This is a genomic window from uncultured Campylobacter sp. (assembly GCF_938041645.1).
Lineage (GTDB): Bacteria > Campylobacterota > Campylobacteria > Campylobacterales > Campylobacteraceae > Campylobacter_B.
In genome coordinates this window covers 1-15,474 of the sequence record NZ_CALIST010000058.1, presented here as the reverse complement: position 1 = coordinate 15,474, position 15,474 = coordinate 1, and the positions used below count along the sequence as shown (strand labels likewise).

Annotated in this window: 10 protein-coding genes; 7 read left to right on the top strand and 3 right to left on the bottom strand. The window is 48.0% G+C overall.

All coding sequences use genetic code 11. The annotated features are described in order from the left end of the window. Positions 1 to 201: 201 nt before the first annotated feature. A complete protein-coding gene (locus Q0600_RS08600) occupies positions 202 to 1,371 on the bottom strand; it encodes a sugar transporter (RefSeq protein WP_298759238.1) in 1,170 nt (389 codons plus the stop codon). 785 nt (positions 1,372 to 2,156) lie between these two features. Here Q0600_RS08600 and nifJ point away from each other — a divergent pair. The 6 genes from nifJ to Q0600_RS08570 all read left to right on the top strand — a co-directional run bounded on the left by nifJ (position 2,157) and on the right by Q0600_RS08570 (position 9,799). After that, a complete protein-coding gene (nifJ, locus tag Q0600_RS08595) occupies positions 2,157 to 5,738 on the top strand; it encodes a pyruvate:ferredoxin (flavodoxin) oxidoreductase (RefSeq protein ID WP_298759234.1) in 3,582 nt (1,193 codons plus the stop codon). Between the two features lie 110 nt (positions 5,739 to 5,848). Further along, a complete protein-coding gene (locus Q0600_RS08590; RefSeq protein WP_298759231.1) occupies positions 5,849 to 6,541 on the top strand; it encodes an aspartate/glutamate racemase family protein in 693 nt (230 codons plus the stop codon). A 118-nt stretch (positions 6,542 to 6,659) separates the two neighbouring features. After that, complete coding sequence (locus tag Q0600_RS08585; RefSeq protein WP_298759228.1) at positions 6,660 to 6,983, top strand: DUF2325 domain-containing protein; 324 nt, start codon at positions 6,660 to 6,662, stop codon at positions 6,981 to 6,983. Then, positions 6,976 to 8,214: a hypothetical protein gene (locus tag Q0600_RS08580; protein WP_298759225.1), complete on the top strand. Its 1,239-nt coding sequence runs from the start codon at positions 6,976 to 6,978 to the stop codon at positions 8,212 to 8,214. Before Q0600_RS08585 ends, Q0600_RS08580 begins: the two co-directional genes overlap by 8 nt. Before the next feature lie 11 nt (positions 8,215 to 8,225). Next, on the top strand, positions 8,226 to 8,717 hold the full coding sequence (fldA, locus tag Q0600_RS08575; RefSeq protein ID WP_005870803.1) for a flavodoxin FldA: 492 nt from the start codon (positions 8,226 to 8,228) through the stop codon (positions 8,715 to 8,717). A gap of 305 nt (positions 8,718 to 9,022) precedes the next feature. Further along, a complete protein-coding gene (locus Q0600_RS08570; protein ID WP_298759221.1) occupies positions 9,023 to 9,799 on the top strand; it encodes a hypothetical protein in 777 nt (258 codons plus the stop codon). Positions 9,800 to 10,400: 601 nt separating this feature from the next. Here Q0600_RS08570 and Q0600_RS08565 read toward each other — a convergent pair. After that, positions 10,401 to 13,844: an acyl-[ACP]--phospholipid O-acyltransferase gene (locus tag Q0600_RS08565; RefSeq protein ID WP_298759218.1), complete on the bottom strand. Its 3,444-nt coding sequence runs from the start codon at positions 13,842 to 13,844 to the stop codon at positions 10,401 to 10,403. A gap of 97 nt (positions 13,845 to 13,941) precedes the next feature. Here Q0600_RS08565 and Q0600_RS08560 point away from each other — a divergent pair, with 97 nt between their 5' ends. Beyond that, positions 13,942 to 14,469 (top strand): hypothetical protein, encoded by a 528-nt coding sequence (locus Q0600_RS08560; protein WP_298759215.1) that lies wholly within the window; start codon positions 13,942 to 13,944, stop codon positions 14,467 to 14,469. Between the two features lie 336 nt (positions 14,470 to 14,805). On the opposite strand, the gene Q0600_RS08555 is transcribed toward Q0600_RS08560, so the two are convergent. Further along, positions 14,806 to 15,456, bottom strand: coding sequence for a hypothetical protein (locus Q0600_RS08555; RefSeq protein ID WP_298759211.1), 651 nt, complete (start codon positions 15,454 to 15,456; stop codon positions 14,806 to 14,808). Positions 15,457 to 15,474: the final 18 nt, after the last annotated feature.

Here is a 15,474-nt window from a genome sequence, read left to right as displayed (position 1 = left end):
TAAGAGCCTTTGCGCGGATATACACGGGCGTGGGCGGTCAAGAAAACAGGCGGAAATACGGAGCGCGAGATTAAATTTTATCTGCAAATTTAGCTAATCGCGAGGGATAAATTTTAAAAATTTAAACCTGCAAAGCCGCCGTTTTAAAGCGCCAACTAAAAGCGTGCGCTAATCTCGCCCAAGCTCTTTCGTAAATTTAGCTTACGCGCTATTTTTCTGCGCGAATTTCACGCTTGCGTAGAGGTAGCTTGCAAGCCCCAGCGCGCCCAGTATCGCGCCCGCCTCGCCTATGTGTTCAAGCCCGAATCTCGTTGCGACTTGATGTCCTAAAAGCGCTCCACCGCCGATACCTACGTTATATATCGCCGAGTAGATCGATATCGCGACATCGGTGGCATCCGGAGCCAACGCCAAAACCCTAATCTGCAAGCAGAGCCCAAAGCCGAAAATCCCCACTCCCCAGACGAAAGCCGCGAGCAGCAGCGCTACGTCATTTGCGGCAAAAGCTTTTAGCGTCAGCACCGAGGCTAGGATAAAGAGAATCGCGCAGATCAAAAAGGCGTTTGGAAAATGGCGATAAAGCTTTGAAAAAAGCACGCTTGCGGCGATTCCCGAAGCACCGAATGCAAGCAGGACGTAGGTTACGAAGTGATCACCCGCGGGATTAAATTTCGCCACGAAGGGCTCGACATAGCTGTAGGTCGTAAAATGCGCGCCTACGATCAAAAACGTCAGCAGATACAAAGCAAGCAGCATCGGACGCCTTGCTAGCATCGGCAAGCTCGCAAGAGAGCCCGCGCGGCGGCTTGGCAAAAACGGTAAAATTTTCCAAAGAAACAGTGCCTCCGCCGCCGCAAGCGCGCCGATCGCGAAAAATGTGATGCGCCAGCCGAAAAGCTCGCCGACCACGCGCCCCAAAGGAAGCCCCAAAACCATGGCTAGCGATGTCCCAAGAGCCAGCATGCCGATAGCCTGCGAGCCTTTGTTTATCGGCGCTAGGCGCACGACGAGCGATGAGGTGATCGACCAAAAGATCGCGTGCGAAATCGCGATACCAAGTCGCGCGATTACCAAAACGGCAAAATTCCACGCAATGGCGGCCAGGACGTGGCTTAGCGTAAATAGCGCGAAAAGCCGCAAAAGTAGCCTCTTGCGCTCGAGCTTTGAGGTTAGCAGCATCAACGGCAGCGAAAGGATACTCACCGCCCACGCGTAGATCGTGATGATTAGGCCCGTACTCGTAACGTCCATCTCAAAATCCGCTGCGATGTCGCTTAGCAGAGCCACGGGGATAAATTCCGTAGTATTAAAAATAAAGGCGGCAAATGCCAGCGCGATAACTCTCGTGTAAGCGATTTTATGGACGTTCATCGGTTTTCTCTTTTCAGCTTTTAAATTCAGACTTTAAATTTAGCGCATTTAGCGGTTTTTTAGCTTTTCGAGTTCTGCTCGAAATTTTAAAATTTTAAAATTCCGTGCCGTATATACGTGCCGCGCTAAATTCTAAACGGAGGATTATAGCTAAATTTAACCTCCGCGTAGCTTGCGGAAATAGAATTTACGCTCAAAACGCAAAGTCGCATGGGGTAAAATTCACACAGCGATCAATCAATGAAAATTTAAAATGAAATTTGCGCTGCGCTCGGTAGGAGGCAATAAAATTTCTTGTATTTGGCAGAATGCGTCGAAATTTTATATACCGCGATGTTATAAGCCATAAATAAAATTTTGCTATGTTGAGCTTGGATGCGTATGGCGGTTAAAGCTTTGTTAGTGGCTAAATTTATTATCCAGTCTTGTTGCGATATGAGGTTTTTTCATCTTGTGGCAAGTGCATTTTTAAATTTCTTAATTTTCGCGCATTCCCGTCATTTGATATTTAGGTTAGAATTTCGAGTCAGACGGCTAAATTTGCATTAATCTCTACCCACTGCTTGCGATCCGCGCTTAAAGTATGCAAAAATTTATTTTCAAAGCGGCGAAAGAGCCCGTCTCAAATCGCCCGCAATGCTCGTCTAAAACTGCCAGCAGATCGCGCTTGTAGCCCGCCTGCTGTGATAAAGCTTTAGAATTTTATTCGGTTTGCGAAGCATTTAAATTTTTAAGCAATAAATATGTAAAATTAGCGAAATTTGATAATTCCAAAGGAACGAAAAATGGCAAAAGTTATGAAAACGATGGACGGAAACGAGGCGGCGGCTTACGTCTCATACGCCTTCACCGAGGTCGCGGGCATCTATCCGATCACGCCTAGCTCGCCTATGGCGGATTACACCGATATTTGGGCATCGCAGGGCAAGAAAAACCTCTTCGGCATGCCCGTTAAGGTAGTTGAGATGCAAAGCGAGGGTGGCGCGGCGGGCACCGTGCACGGATCCTTACAAGCGGGCGCGCTTACGACGACGTACACCGCATCGCAGGGGCTTTTGCTAAAAATTCCAAATATGTACAAGATCGCAGGTCAGATGCTTCCGGGCGTCATTCACGTCGCGGCGCGCGCGCTTGCGGCGCAGGCACTCTCCATCTTCGGCGATCACCAAGACGTCTATGCCTGTCGCCAAAGCGGCTTTGCGATGCTTGCAAGCGACAGCGTGCAAGAGGTGATGGATCTGGGCGGTATCGCGCATCTTGCGGCGATTAAGGGGCGAGTGCCGTTTTTGCACTTTTTCGACGGATTTCGCACGAGCCATGAAATTCAAAAGATCGAGGTGATGGACTATGCCGAGTTTGATCGCCTGCTTGATCGCGAGGCCGTACGTAAATTTAGAGAGGACGCGCTAAGCTCCGAGCATCCTAAAACTCGCGGCACGGCGCAAAACGACGACGTGTATTTTCAGACGCGCGAGCTAACCAATAAATTTTACGATGCGCTTCCGGACATCGTCGCGGAGTATATGAGCGAAATTTCAAAGATCACGGGGCGATCGTACGCGCCTTTCGTCTATTACGGCGCTAGCGACGCACAGCGCGTGATCGTCGCGATGGGCTCGGTCAATCAAGCCCTTGAAGAAGTGGTCGATCATCTAAACGCGAAGGGTGAGAAAGTCGGCGTGCTAAAAGTGCACCTCTACAGGCCTTTCAGCCTCAAATATCTCTTTGCCGCGATGCCCAAAAGCGTGAAAAAGATCGCCGTGCTCGACCGCACGAAGGAACCCGGCAGCCTCGGCGAGCCGCTGTATCTGGACATAAAAGCCGCATTTTACGGGCGCGAGGACGCTCCGCTCATCGTGGGCGGCAGGTATGGGCTAAGCTCTAAGGACGTTGATCCTGCACAGCTAATTGCCGTGTATGAAAATTTAAAGGCGGACGAGCCTAGAAACGGCTTTACGATCGGCATCGACGACGACGTGACGCATCTATCTCTACCCGTGGGAGATAAAATTTCGCTCGGTTACGAGGATGAGACCGAGTGCTTATTTTACGGTCTAGGCGCAGACGGCACCGTGGGCGCGAATAAAAATTCCGTCAAAATCATCGGCGACAAGACCGATCTTTACGCGCAGGCGTATTTTGCCTACGATAGCAAAAAATCCGGCGGCTACACGCGCTCGCACCTGCGCTTCGGCAAAAGACCGATTCGCTCGACCTATCTCGTCTCAAATCCGCATTTCGTCGCCTGCTCGGTCGCTGCGTATCTAGACATCTACGACGTCATCGGGGGCATCCGCGAGGGAGGGACCTTTCTTTTAAATTCCATCTGGGATGCCGAGCAAACAGCGGCAAAGCTTCCGAATAAGGTCAAAAAAATTCTAGCTGCCAGGCGGGTAAAATTTTATATCCTAAATGCCACCAAGCTGGCACGCGAGATAGGGCTCGGAGGCCGTACGAACACGATCATGCAATCGGCGTTTTTCAAGCTTAGCGGCATCATTCCGTTCGAGCAGGCGCAGAGCTATATGAAGGAATACGCCAAGAAAACCTACGCCAAAAAGGGCGAAGCGGTCGTGGCGATGAACTGCGACGCGATCGATAGGGGAGCGGACGCTTTGGTGCAGGTAGCGATCGATCCTGCGTGGGCAAATTTAAAAGATGATCCAGCGGGCGCGGACGACAAATACAAGGGCGACGATTTTATAGAAAATATCGTAAAACCGATGAATGCAGCGCGCGGCGATAGCTTGCCGGTGTCGGCGTTTTTAGGACACGAGGACGGCGGGTTCGACGCGGGCACGACGCGATTTGAAAAGCGCGGCGTGGGCATCACGGTGCCTAAATGGATCGAGCAAAACTGTATCCAATGCAACCAGTGCGCCTTCGTCTGCCCGCACGCCGTAATCAGGGCGTTTTTGCTAGACGAAAAGGACGAGGCCGCCGCGCCTTTAAATTTAAAAGAGCACCTGCTAGAAGCCAAGGGCAAGGAGCTAAAGGGGCTAAAATATAAGATCCAAGTAAGCCCGCTAGATTGCACGGGCTGCGCGCTTTGCGCCGAAAACTGCCCGAGCAAGGAAAAATCGCTCGTCATGGTGCCGCTTGAAGAAGAACTCGCAAAAGGCGAGCAAGAAAGCGCGGACTTTTTATTCGAGCACGTAAGATACAAAGACGATTTGATGGACAGATCAAGCGTCAAGGGCGTAGGCTTTGCGCGCCCGTATTTTGAATTTCACGGCGCGTGCCCGGGCTGCGGCGAGACGCCGTATATCACGCTGATCACGCGACTTTTCGGCGATCATATGATCGTAGCCAACGCCACGGGCTGTAGCTCGATCTACGGCGGATCGGCACCTTCTATGCCGTACCGCAAGGATGAGAACGGCCGCGGCGTCGCGTGGGCGAACTCGCTTTTTGAGGACAACGCCGAGTTTGGGCTGGGAATGAAGATCGCAAGCGAGACGCTGCGCCATAAGATCGAGGATCTGATGCTAGGCTCGCTCTCAAGCGTGCCAAACGCGCTAAAAGCGCTTTATCACGACTGGATCGAAAACAGAGACGATACGCTAAAATCCGCTCAGATTAGAGATAGGCTGGTGCCGCTGCTAGAACAAAATTTAGACGCGCCTGGGGTTTGTGAAATTTTAGAGCTGAAGCAGTATCTAAACAAAAAATCGCAGTGGATCATCGGCGGCGACGGCTGGGCCTACGACATCGGCTACGGCGGGCTCGATCACGTGCTGGCTACTGGCGAAGACGTAAACGTGCTGGTGCTGGATACCGAGGTTTACTCAAACACCGGCGGACAGAGCTCTAAAGCTAGCCGCCGCGGCTCGATCGCGCAGTTTACCGCAGGTGGCAAGCGCGTTCAGAAAAAAGACCTAGGTCAGATCGCGATGACCTACGGCAACATCTTCGTTGCGCAGGTAAATTCCAACGCAAACCAAGCCGCGACGCTAAAAGCGATCATGGCGGCGGAGGCCTACCCGGGACCTAGCCTTATCATCGCGTATTCGCCCTGCATCGCGCACGGCATCAAAGGCGGCATGGGCAGCTCCGGCGATCAAGCGGAGCTTGCGAGCAAATGCGGCTATTGGCCGACCTATACCTTTGATCCGCGACTCGCGGCGGAGGGCAAAAATCCACTTAAAATTTTATCCAAAGAGCCCGATTGGGGCCTTTATGAGGAATTTTTGCTAAACGAGGTGCGCTACAACGCGCTTAAAAAGATCGATCCCGAGCACGCGGGCAAGCTTTATGAGGCAAATAAAGCCGACGCGATGAGACGTTACTGCCAGCTCAAGCGGCTTGCGAATGCCGATTTCGGCGATGAGGTTATCTCTGCGGGCGTCGCGAGCGAGAATGTTTAAGCGTTGCGGCTATTTGTTGAAATTCCGGTTCTGCAAATTTTGCAATCCGGAATTTTATTAAATTTCGCGGGACTGCATAAAATTCCGTATAAATTTTAAAAGAGAAATTCATGAAAAAAATCGGACTAATCGGCGGCATGAGTTACGAATCTACGATTACCTATTATGATGGGATCAATCGCAAAATTAACGAGCGTCTAGGTGGGTTAAGTAGCGGCGAAATCCTGCTAAGTAGCTTAAATTTCGACGAGATCGAGCGGTGTCAAAGAGATAATGAGTGGGGCAGGGCGGGCGAAATTTTAGCTCGTCACGCGCAGGTTTTGCAAGGCGGCGGAGCGGATTATATTTTTCTTTGCACCAATACGATGCATAAGTGCTACGAGGCGATAAAAGCCGCTATATCCGTGCCTTTCGTGCATATCGCGGATGCTACGTTAAGTGAGCTGCGAAAACGTGGCGTGCAAAAAGTAGGGCTGCTCGGCACGATCTACACGATGACGCAGGATTTTTACAAACAGCGCTTGATAGATGGCGGCGTGGAGGTACTCGTGCCAAATGCGGACGAAATGGAAGCGGTAAACGAAGTAATTTTTGATGAGCTTTGCTTTGGTAAAATCTTACCGCAATCCAAAGAGAAATTTTTGCAGATCATTGAAGGGCTTAGAGCTCGCGGTGCGCAGGGCGTGATACTGGGCTGCACGGAGATCGGGCTGCTCGTATCGCAAGCAGATACCGCCGTACAGTTATTTGATACTACGCAGATCCACATCGATGCGGCAGTAAGTCTAGCTTTAAGCGAGTAAATATCAAATATGAGCCGGTAAAATTCCGGCTTATAATTTAAAATTTTTATATATATTATCAGTTAGATTTAATCTTTCTCTGTTATAATAACGACTATCAATCATAAAAGGGGATGAAATGAACGTTTTAGTTATAGGAGCAGATGAGATTGCACCCATTAAGGCGGTTTTAAAAGACCTTGGCGCGAGCAACATCGAGCACTGGGATGCACGAAACGAAAATCGCGTAAATCGTAAGCCGATCCCGCAGGATACCGAGTGTGTCGTGATGCTTACGAGCTTTTTAAACCACAACACGATGAAAAAAATCAAAGGCGAAGTAAAAAAGCGCAAAATCCCGCTCGTATGCGCTAAAAGAAGCGTTAGCTGCGTATTTTGCGAATACTGTAAGGTCTTCAATTTAAATCAAGAATTCGGTTGCAGATCTTGCGAAGATGATTAAAATTCCAAGGAATTTAAGTAGTAGTGCCGGCAAGCCCAAGCAAGTGGTTAAAAAATCGCGCACTACGCCGCAATCAAATGCTTACAAAGATGAAGCTGGCGAGCTAAATTTCAAGGATTTTTTAAATTCTAGCAAATTTAACGCTACTTGCCTTGCACACGCCGAAAGCAAGAAATTTAGCGGAAAATCTAAAAAGTTTCTAAGCGATAAATCGGACGCACTTAATCATAATGCCTCTAAGTCGTGCGCTGCAAAGAGTGCGCAAAATGGCGGCGCGAATAGGAATTTGACAGCAAGGATTTTTTGCGACACTGGCTTCGCGCAAAAGAATTTTTTCTGCGCTAAGCGCTCGGACGAGAAATCAGCTTTATTACAAGATACTACCGCGTCAAAACGAGGTATCGCAGCACGCGAAAAACGCCAAAAAGCGGATCTGCGGCGCGATAATGAGCTTATTGATGATGAAATTTTAAATGCCGAAGTTTTTAATAAGCAATTCTTTAGCGGCAAAATTTTTGGCTTTGATGCGAACGGGCGCGAGATTGTGCCAGAGGCGCTGCGGGATTATAATGCGGCTTCGCGAGCGCGAGCGATGCTAGCTCTATATAATTTTAACGTTAATGCGGATTATAGAATTCCGCCCACAAATTTAAAGGGTGCTTCGCAGTTTCGAGCGGCATTTTTAAATTTTATCGCTTCCGAGCTTGGATACGGAGCTTGTAAAATTTACCGCTTCAAGCCCGCCGTAAAATTTTGCGTGGCGGATAACGCGATAATCTTTTCTTATCTGCGCGGCATATCGCTGCCAGTATTTGCCGCTAAGCCCGCTTATAAGCTAACTCGCGCAATCGTGAGTCTGCGTAGCGGATTGCTGCTAAACGGAGACGATGCGTTTCGCAACTTCGTATTTTGCAAAATCGCGCTTCGCAATGCAGGCGCACAGCTGCAGCTTGTGGGCAAATCGGGCGAGCTCATCGTAGTTCGCAAGAGCGGTTTTAGCCTAGGCGTAGTTACGAGCTTTAAAAAAATTTTACCTCAAAATACAGCCATTTATGATAATGATATAAAAAAAGCGCTAGAGCTTTGTCACGGAGCAAACCTCGATGCCGTGTATCTTGTATATCCAAAAAATGAAAATTTTAACCGCCACGTCGAGATAAAAAGCGAATGCTTTAAGGGAAATTTCATTATGAAATTAGTACCATACAAGCTTACCGACAAAATTTATTAAAAGGATACCAAATGGTTGGAATTATTTTTGGAAGCTCGATGGGCAATACCGAGGACGCCGCGAAGCTGATCTCCGAAAAGCTAGGCATAGAAAACGAGCTAAAAAATGTTGCGGACATCGCGCCTGCAGATCTAAATAAATACACCGCGCTCATCATCGGCAGCTCCACATGGAACGACGGCGAGTTGCAGGACGACTGGGCGGGCTTTGATTTTTCAGCCCTTGATGTCTCAGGCAAGACCGTCGCGATTTTTGGTATGGGCGATAGCTCAAGCTACAGCGACGCCTACTGCAACGCAATGCGCGAGCTATACGATAACTTCAAAAAAGCGGGTGCAAATATCGTAGGTGCAGTGCCTACCGACGGATATGAATTCGACGAGAGCAAGGCCGTAGTGGACGGCAAATTCGTTGGCCTCGCGCTAGACAATGACAATCAAAGCGACCTCACCGAGAGCCGCATCGAAGCGTGGGTAGCGCAGATCGCTCCATCTTTTAAATAGTCCTCCTTTAAATTTGCCGTGGAGCGTGCGCTTCGCGGCAAATTAGAATTATCATTAAAGCTCTAGCTAAATTACAAAGCTATAAAATTTTAAAACTTCTTTCTGCTTGTAATTTTTTGTATCATACTGGCAAATAAAATTTAGCCTATTTTTATCACATAAAATTTTGTTGCCGATAAATTTAGTGAGATTTTAAAATATTCCGCTAATGCTTAACAATTAATCTCAAAATTTACCTCAAATTTAATCAAATTTTAAGCGGGGGGGGGGGCTAGTATTCCTTACTTTAATCTTAAGGAGTAAGTATGAAGTTCAGATATATGATGGGTGCCGTAGCGGTGGCTTTGGTGTTAGCAGGATGCGGTGAGGACGAGATAGAACTCGTCAAAAACTATACTTTGCCCGATTTTAAATCTATGAGTATAGGTACGGCGATCGAGGGGTCGAAAAAGTGCAAAAATATCACGTGGTCAAAGGCTGATCGCGGCGGATTAAAATCCGTCACGATGGTATGTAACATAGATATGGAAGCACTAAAGGCTGCAAACGAGAAAGCGACTAAAAAACGTCTTGAGGAATATAAGAAAAAGACTTTAGACATGGATATAGATAGTGCTATGAATTTCTACAAGGGCAAAGCCTATGATAAAGATGGCTTGCTTCAGCTAGCCAACAAGCTTTGCAAACTAAACGACGCGAAATTCCAAGAGACTATAAAAGCAAAAGGTAAGATAGAATACAAAGATCAGAAGAAATTAGTCGATTGCGATAGCTCACTAGAAAGCGAGATTCTGAAAGGCGATGATCATAAGAAAACGGATACATATCTGCCTGCTGTAATAGACTTCTTGAAAAATGTGGCGTATCGTTCGCAATTGACGCCCGAGCAATTAAAAGCCGATTATGGCATGTCCGATAAAGCGGCGCCGTCTAGCGCAACGATAGAGCTTAATTTCGTCGTCAATAACGATAAGAGCGTAGATTTGGCGCCTGAATTTAAGCTAACGGCGGACGGCAAAGAAGAATCTGTGGGTAAAAATGTTACGTCTAAAAACGCGCTAGCGGAGTTTTATATAAGATAGTACGCTGCGGAATTCTTGAGTAGCGGAGCGGAATTTTAAATTCCGCTCCACCACGAAATTTAAAGAATTTCATTTTCGGTAAAATTTCATAGAATTTCAATAGAATTGTGCGGAATTTCGTCTGCGGTTTCGGCGTAAAATTTTAATGCGGAATTTCATGGCTGAGTCGATATGTCGCGCTTGTTTGCCACGATTAAAATTCCTTTTTATGTCGCGGCGTGGAATTTTAAGCACGGAATTTTATATTTTACTAAGACGCCTTATGCGCGTAATTTTACAAACTGAATTAATCGAAATTTAGCAGGCAGATTTTTCTCGACTTTGAATTTTGCAGCCTGAAATTTAACGCCTTAGACCCCCCCCTGGCTTCACAAATCCGCATCGCGAAATTCTGTCGTCGCGCTCTTGTTTTATAGCCAATAACGACGAGCAGCGTCAGTAGCCTCCATAAGCTTACATACGGCACATTTTATTACAAAGTTTTTTAAAATTTAAATCGATTAAAATTTCGCAGCGCGAAATTTCGTAGTTCTGTAATACAGCCAAAATTCCGCGGCTTTAAAGCCTCACACTAACCAAATCCTTTTACTTAGATTTTGCCCTAAAGCCCAAGCTCTATCGCCAGATCCTTTACCGCTTTGAGATTTACCTTGCCGCTGCCGAGCACCGGGATTTGCTCGACCTTTTTCACGACGCTTGGCTGCATTATCGGCGCCAGCGCGGAGTCCTTCAGGCGGCGCGAAATTTCATCCTCGTTCGTCTCGCCCACGTAAAGCAGAGCGATCTTTTCGCCCTTTTTCTCATCTTTTAGATTCACGCACGAATAGATCGCGCTCTCGCCTAAAATTTCGCCTACGGCGCTCTCTACCGCGCCCAGGCTGATCATCTCGCCGCCGATTTTGGCAAAGCGCGAAAGGCGGTCGGTGATAAATAAAAACCCGTCGTCGTCGATATAGCCGATGTCGCCGCTTTTGTAGTAGCGCACGTCGTTTATTTGCGCGATCGCTTCGGCGGTTTTTGCCGGCTCATCGTAGTACTCCTTCATAACCTGATGTCCGCCGATTAAGATAAGTCCCTCCTGCCCGTTTGATAGCGGTTGCAGCGAGGCGGGATCGGTGATCTTTATGACCGTGCCTGCAAGCGGCAAGCCGACGCTCTTTTCGCGGTTGAATTGAAGCTCTTTGAAAAAATCGGGCTCGAGGACGTTCGGCGTATTTACGCTCACCACCGGCGCGGTCTCGGTCGTGCCGTAGCCCTCGTAAATTTCGATACCGAATTTTATCTTAAATTCCTTGCGGACATTTTCGTTTAGCTTCTCCGCGCCCGCAATCGCTAGGCGGATGCTTGCCAGCATTAGAGGATTGAGCCTTTTGTTTTTGGTGTAGAGCCTAAAAAACGTCGAAGTGCCGAACATTATCGTAGCGCCGTATTTTGCGCTCATCTTGCCTACGCTAAAGGCGTCCGTAGGATCGGGCACGTGGATGCTTAAAATTCCGTCGTTTAGTGGAAAGAGCATCGTTACGGTAAGTCCGAAGCAGTGAAAGATCGGCAGCGACGCTAAAATCGCGTCGTGCTCGGTAGCGTTTATGAGCTCCGAAATTTGACGGACGTTCGCCATTATATTTTTGTGCGTCAAAACCACGCCTTTGGGCTTTCCCTCGCTGCCGCTGCTAAATAAAATGGTCGCTACGTCATCTATCGCGTGCGGCTTAAAATACAGCGCGCGAAATAAAATTTTAGGCATCAGCAGCGATTTTAGCGCGCAGGCTATGCGCTCGTTTTTAGAGGTGCCCTCGCTTAGATCTTCAAGATACACGAGTCTTTCGCCGATCGAACCCTCCAGCTCAAAGCCCTTTGATTTGAGTTTTTCTACGAATTTGCGCGAGCTGATGATCGTGCGGATATTTGCCTTATCCGCGCAGTAGATTAAGTTCTCTTCGCTTAACGTGTAGTTTAAATTTACGCTCGTTTTGCCCATCGCAAAAAGCGTTAAATTTACGGCGCTTGCGATGACCGAGCTAGGCAAAACGATACCGACGTTTTCCTCGCTATCTATGCGGCTCTTTAGCCTTTTGCGAAGTATCAAAACGGCGCTCATCATCGCTAAATTTGTGAGACTTGCTCCCGTACTATCGACCGCCACTCGTTTAAAAGGCGATCGTTTGGCCTGATTTAGCCAGTTGTAAGCAAGCGGCTTTAGGCTTGCGAGGTATTTGCCCCAGCTGAAAAACGACAGCTCCGTTACCGCGCGTTTTACCTCGTGCGCCTTGGAATTTGCCTCGATCGGCGCGCCGAAGCTTACGCGAAGCGCGTTTTTGCCGCTTTGCGAAATCGTTCTTTTATAATGCTCGCTGGCGCGCGAAAACGTCGATCCCCAAAGCCCTCTGATATAAAAAGGCACGATGACGGAGTTCGTATCGTGCGCGGCTAGCTCAAATCCGCCCTGAAACTCGTCTATGCGGCCGTTGTAACTGATGTGACCTTCGGGGAAGAGCCCCACTATTTCACCAGCATTTAGCGCCTCGCGGATGCTTTCGATCGCGCTTTTACTAACGCCCGCTCCGATCGGAATGACGCGAAAAATTTTAAAAAACCACTTCAAATACCACAGATCGTAGTAGCTGCGATGCATCACGAAGCGCACTCCGCGCGGGCACGCAAGCTGCACCACCGCCCAATCGATCCAGCTGATGTGGTTGCCTAAAAGCAGTACGCCGCCTTTTTGCGGGATATTTTCGACGCCGTCTACGTGAACTTGATAGCCGAATTTCATAAACGGAATGAGTAAAATTCTAACGAAAAGCTGCGGCAGATATTTTGCGCCGAAGATCCCGCAGATGAGCACGCACAGTGCCGCCATAACGAAAATTTCGCCGCTGGCGACCGCAAAATGCACCAAGATGATGGCGATGAGCAAAAACAGCACCATAAAGATATTTTGGATGAAATTCGAGCCTGCGAGCACCCGTCCCATGCGCTCATCGGCGGTAAAAAACTGAATTACGGCGTTGAGCGGCACGATGAAAATTCCGCCGCTAAATCCGAAGAAAAACGATGCCGTGCCGAGCCAAAATACCGAGTGCGCGTTGGCTAGCACCATTAGCGCGAGCGCAAGCCCGAATGCGCCGAACGGCACGATACCGAGCTCGATATGTTTTTTACAGTAGCTGCCCGCAAAGATCGAGCCTAGCGCGATTCCGATCGCACTAAGAGCTAAGATCACCTGGATCACCATTACGTTATCGCTGCCGCTAAGGCTCTTATAGTGAGCCGGGAAGGTCGCGATCACGAGCTGTGAGACTGCCCAAAACATCGAAAGTCCCAGCGTGCAGAGTAGGACATTTTTGTCTTTTAGCACAAAATTTAAATTTTGCCTTAGATATCGAAGCTTAAAATAGTCGTCTTTATTAAATTCCGCCTGCGGCTGCGCGGCGTCAAAGAATGGAATTTTATATGAGTAGTATGTTTCAAGCACGGAGCCTGCGACCAAAAGCACGCCGATAAACCAAACCGAACTCATCAGCTCGCCCGCATCTCTGCTGCGCGTCGCAAACAGCTCGAAGATCACCGAAAAAACAAGCGATGAAAGCAGAATCGCGATGATGGTAAGAGCCTGCACGAGGCCGTTTGCCGCGCCTAAATTTTTCGCGCCGACGATTTTTTTAATCAGGCCGTATTTGGCGGGCGAGTAGATCGCGCTTTGCGCTGCAAGCAGGATCGTCATAAAAAATGCAAAATAAAACCATCCGCACGCATATCCGAGCGTAATGAGCGCGGTAAGCGCGACGCCGAGTTTCGCGCAGATCCGCGTAATGCGGGTGCGCGAGAATTTGTCGTTGAGATAGCCGCTGGCGCTAAAAAGAAATACGTAAGGTAGCAAAATCAGCAAATTTACAAGCGAGGTAAGGGCGATGAGAGCGCCCGAATCGGCACTTTTGACAAGGACGTTTTGAATCGTGATCTTATGGCCCAGATCGACGCTTGCGTTGATAAACATAATCGCCAAAAACGGCAAAAATCCGTTGATTTTTAATAAAGATTTCACGGGCGCTCCTTTAAAAACGGGATTTTATCTCACGGAAGTTAATAGACGCAAATTTAAGGCGGCTTCGCTACAATTACGGAAAAATTAAAGGAAAAATATGAAAGTACGTATCACCAATCGCGACGTTGATAATCTCAATAAATTTATGCTGCTTTACAGCAAAAAGGCGCGCAAGCAGCGCCTCATCAGCACCTACGCCATACCATTTGAGTTTCTACTCGTTGGCATCATCATCGACGGGCTTTTAAAAACGGCGCCGATTGCGAGCGTGGCGTCGGTTATTTTGGGCGCGGCGTGGCTTATTTTTTATCCGAAATTTTACCGCCGCATACTAAGAAAGCATCTGGCTTCCGCCAAGCTCGCGCAAGACTCAAACATAGAGATGGAATTTATCGCGGGCGAAGATGAAATTTCATTTTCAAAGGGCGAGCCGCGCGCAAGCGAGAAATTTGCCGTTCGCTCGCTAAATCGAATCGCTGCGGGCGGGGAGAATTTTTTCTTGGCGTTTGATCGCGGCTTTCACATCGTCCTTCCAAAAAACACCGAGACGGACGCTGCGGTACAGCATCTTGCGGATCTGCGCGGGCTGCAGATCGAATCCGTGAATATGGACGTTGAAATTTAAAGCTTTGCTTTTAAATTTAAGACTCGTAAAATTCGTTATATAAATTTAAAATTCTAGAATTCTGCCTCTGAAATTCGGGTCGCAGCGGCGTTTATTTGTAAAATTCCATTTAAATTTTTGTTCGTGATATCGTAATCTTGGGGCGAGAATGGGCTCCCATTGCGAGGTCACACTTCTCGCAGGACGCCGCCTCCGTAGCGTCGCATTGCTCTGCTCGCCCACAAGCCTCACCCGTCCCCCGACGACGCTTTAAGCGGTGCAGGCTACGCCTAGGCTAAATTTAAGCTGCGGCTGACGGCGTAAAATTTTAGCTGAAATTTTACGCTTAGTTCGCCGTTACGCCTCGCGCATCTCCTCTGCTAGGCGCTTTTTATAGGCGTATCTAAAATAAGATGACAAAGCTGGCGGCCATATTAGCGCTAAACCTATCGCTAACACCACGCTAGCCCAGCGCAAGAGTACTGAAAATATTTCTGCATAGTTTGCCGTATTGATATCAAACCATGCCACTGGCATGAAGTTTTGGATTGCGATTAAATATATGAGAGCGCTTGTTAGCATGGCGGGTAGAAAATAATTCAAGACATTTAATTTTTGGTAGTTTATATCCGCGGTAAGATATCCTACCACACACGCAATAAAAATAAATGAGTATAAAGTAGCGCGCAATATTGCTAGGCGTTGTAACCCGAGAGCTTGATTGCTGGCGTTGTCATCGTTTGTGTTTTGGTTATTTTTGTTTGAGTACCCTGTGACAAAAGCAAAATGTGCACCTATCACCACAAAGCAAACGCATTGCGTAAAATCGTAAAGTAAACAAATAGAAAACCATTCCAATATATCTAAATCATGGTAGTCTTGAAGCTTCTCACTTACCAGATAAAGCCCTGATATTCTTATTACACAAAACATTGCCGCGAGCAAAATCGGATGTAGCGCAAGCCTGCCGCTTCGCAAATCGGAGAGTAAATTTTTAAAATATCTCATGCTTTCCCCTTAAAATTC

Excerpts from the sequence above, each read along its gene's own strand:
- Q0600_RS08570 (WP_298759221.1), top strand. The coding sequence starts at position 9,023 with ATGAAGTTCAGATATATGATGGGTGCCGTAGCGGTGGCTTTGGTGTTA.
- Q0600_RS08590 (WP_298759231.1), top strand. The coding sequence starts at position 5,849 with ATGAAAAAAATCGGACTAATCGGCGGCATGAGTTACGAATCTACGATT.
- Q0600_RS08580 (WP_298759225.1), top strand. The coding sequence starts at position 6,976 with ATGATTAAAATTCCAAGGAATTTAAGTAGTAGTGCCGGCAAGCCCAAG.
- Q0600_RS08600 (WP_298759238.1), bottom strand. The coding sequence starts at position 1,371 with ATGAACGTCCATAAAATCGCTTACACGAGAGTTATCGCGCTGGCATTT.
- nifJ (WP_298759234.1), top strand. The coding sequence starts at position 2,157 with ATGGCAAAAGTTATGAAAACGATGGACGGAAACGAGGCGGCGGCTTAC.
- Q0600_RS08585 (WP_298759228.1), top strand. The coding sequence starts at position 6,660 with ATGAACGTTTTAGTTATAGGAGCAGATGAGATTGCACCCATTAAGGCG.
- Q0600_RS08560 (WP_298759215.1), top strand. The coding sequence starts at position 13,942 with ATGAAAGTACGTATCACCAATCGCGACGTTGATAATCTCAATAAATTT.
- Q0600_RS08555 (WP_298759211.1), bottom strand. The coding sequence starts at position 15,456 with ATGAGATATTTTAAAAATTTACTCTCCGATTTGCGAAGCGGCAGGCTT.
- fldA (WP_005870803.1), top strand. The coding sequence starts at position 8,226 with ATGGTTGGAATTATTTTTGGAAGCTCGATGGGCAATACCGAGGACGCC.